This is a genomic window from Streptomyces sp. NPDC002793 (genome assembly GCF_040295485.1).
In the GTDB taxonomy this organism is placed as follows: Bacteria; Actinomycetota; Actinomycetes; order Streptomycetales; family Streptomycetaceae; genus Streptomyces.
Genome location: NZ_JBEOVL010000121.1, coordinates 1 through 2,818, shown reverse-complemented (window position 1 = coordinate 2,818; position 2,818 = coordinate 1). Strand labels below are relative to the sequence as shown.

At 73.4% G+C, this 2,818-nt stretch carries 1 protein-coding gene; it reads right to left on the bottom strand.

Translation table 11 applies throughout. From position 1 onward, the window contains the following. Positions 1-2,818: SDR family NAD(P)-dependent oxidoreductase (locus tag ABT001_RS35810; RefSeq protein ID WP_351285871.1), on the bottom strand; the 2,818-nt coding region annotated here is incomplete at both ends.

Sequence of the window (2,818 nt, the reverse complement as noted above, 5' to 3'; positions counted from 1 at the left end):
ACCACAGCATCCGACAACCGCTCCACCAACAACACACCCACACCCTCACCCCACCCCGTACCATCCGCACCCACACCGAACGCCTTACAACGACCGGTGGAGGACTGGCCGCCCTGCTTGCTGAACTCGGCGAAGACGGACGGGGTGGAGAGCACGTTGACGCCGCCGACCAGGGCGAGGTCGCACTCCTGGTGCCGTAGGGCCTGGCAGGCCAGGTGGAGGGCGACGAGGGACGACGAGCACGCCGTGTCGATTGTGACCGCCGGACCTTCGAGACCGAAGGCGTAGGCGACCCGGCCCGACAGCACGCTCGGGGAACCACCGGTCACCAGGTAGCCTTCGCCGGCTCCGGGGTCCGATGCCAGCACGGTCAGGTAGTCCTGACCGCCCGTGCCCGCGTACACGGCGGTACGTGATCCGGCCAGTGATCGGGGGTGGATCCCCGCGCGCTCGAACGCCTCCCAGGAGGCTTCCAGGAGAAGCCGCTGCTGCGGGTCCATGGCCAGTGCCTCGCGCGGCGAGATGCCGAAGAGGTCGGCGTCGAAGGCGGTCGCGTCGGGGACGAAGCCGCCCGTCTGTGGGTAGTCGCCGCCGAACGTTCCCAGTTCCCATCCCCGGTCGGCGGGGAAAGGGCCCATCGCGTCGGTGCCGGAGGCGACCAGGTCCCACAGGTCCTCGGGGGAACGCACCCCTCCGGGGAAGCGGCAGGCCATACCGACGAGGACGATCGGATCGTCCTCGTCGGGACGGACGCCGGCCTGATGGTCCGGCGGAGACGTGGCCTCCGTGCTCGCGCCGGTGATCTCGGCGGCCAGGAACCGGGAGAGGGCCAGCGGGCTCGGGTGGTCGAAGACGACGGTCGCGGAGACGCGGAGGCCGGTGGTGAGGGTGAGGCGGTTGCGCAGTTCGACGGCGCCCGCCGAGTTGAGACCGAGTTCGCCGAACGCCCTGCCCGGCTCCACCTCGGAGCCGGATTCGTGGCCGAGCACCAGGGCTACCTGGTCGCGGACCAGGTCGAGGAGGAACCGGTTGCGTTCCGCCTCGGAGGCCCCGGCGAGCCGCTGCACCGGGGTGAGGGTCTCCCGGTCGGCCGCCGGACCGTGCGCCGGGGCCGGTTCGGTGGTCTGCCGGAGCCGCCGGACGTCGGGCAGTTCGTCGAGCAGATGGCTGGGGTGGGTGGCGGTGAAGAACCAGGAGAAGGTCTCCCAGCGGATGTCGGCGACGGTGAGCACGGTCTCGTCCCGGTCCAGTGCCGCCCGCAGCCCCGCCAAGGCGTGTCCGGGGTCCATCCGGGGCACACCGTGGCGCTCGAGCGCGTCGCCGAAGTCGCCCTCGGCCATGCCCGCTCCGGCCCATGCCCCCCAGGCCACGGAGGTCGCGGGGAGGCCCTGGCCTCGCCGGTACTGGGCGAAGGCGTCCAGGAAGGCGTTGCCGGGAGCGTAGTTCCCCTCCCCGGCCGAGCCGAAGACGGCCGCCAGCGAGGAGAAGAGGACGAAGGCGGAGAGGTCGAGGTGTGCGGTGAGCCGGTGCAGATTGAGGGTGCTCTGTGCCTTGGCCCGCAGCGAGGCGTCGACTCGGTCGGGGGTGAGCGAGTCGATGATGCTCGAGTCGACGACGCCGGCGGCGTGGAAGACGGCGGTCAGCGGCTGCTCGGCGGGCAGATCGGCGAGAACGGCGGCCAGGGCGTCGTGGTCGGCGGCGTCCACCGCGGCCAGAGTGACCTCGGCGCCCAGCTCCTCGATCTCCGCGGCGAGTTCTGCGGCGCCGGGGGCGGCAGGACCGCGCCTGCTGAGCAGCAGCAGGTGTTCGGCGCCCGATGAGGCGAGCCAGCGGGCGACGTGCGCACCGACTCCGCCGGTCGCCCCGGTGATCAGTACGGTCCCGGACGGGGTCCATTCGCGGCGCGGCGGGGTCGGCTCCGCACGGCGCAGCCGGGGTACGAAGACCCCGGGCGCACGTACCGCCGCCTGGTCCTCCTCGGCTCCGGCGAGTACGGCGGCGAGTCGGGCCATCGCCCTGGGCTCGGGATCGGCGGGCAGGTCGACCAGGCCGCCCCACTGCGTGTACTCGTGGGCGGCGACCCGGCCGAGGCCCCAGAGCAGAGCCTGCGACGGGTGGGTGACCCTGTCGCCGGACCCTGCGGCGACGGCGCCGGAGGTGGCGCACCAGAGGCGGATCCGCTCGCCGGTGTCGTGCACGGCATGGAGCAGGGTGAGGCCGGTGGCGAAACCCGCGGGAGTGGCGGAGTGTCCGGGAACGGGGTCCTCGTCGAGGGCGAGCAGCGACAGCACACCGGTCGCGCCGCGCAGCCGCTCGGCGAGGGCCGCACGGTCGTCCTCGTGAGTGACGGGCAGCAGTTCGGGGGCGGCCCCGGCCTCGGTGAGGGCGGCGACGACGGCGGTGACCAGGGGGTGGGCGGGTCGGCCGGTGGGTACGGCGACCACCCAGCGCCCGTCGAGCCGTGCGGTGGGGAGGTCGGCGGGGGTCCAGGCGGTCCGGTAGCGCCAGCTCTCGACGCGGGTCCGCTCACGGTCGCGCCGGTGCCAGGAGGACAGTGCGGACAGCGCCTCGGCGAGCGGGGTCCGGCCGCTGACGTCGAGCATGCGTTGCAGGGCCGGGAGGTCCTCCTGTTCGACGGCGGACCAGAACCAGTCGTCGGACCGGTCGGCGACGTGCGGTTCGGGCCCGGTGGTCTCCAGCCAGTAGCGACGGCGCTGGAAGGCGTACGTGGGCAGGTCGACGCGGGTGCCGCCGCGGCCTGCGAAGACCGCGGCCCAGTCGACACGCACACCGTGCACGGACGCCTCGGCCAACGCGG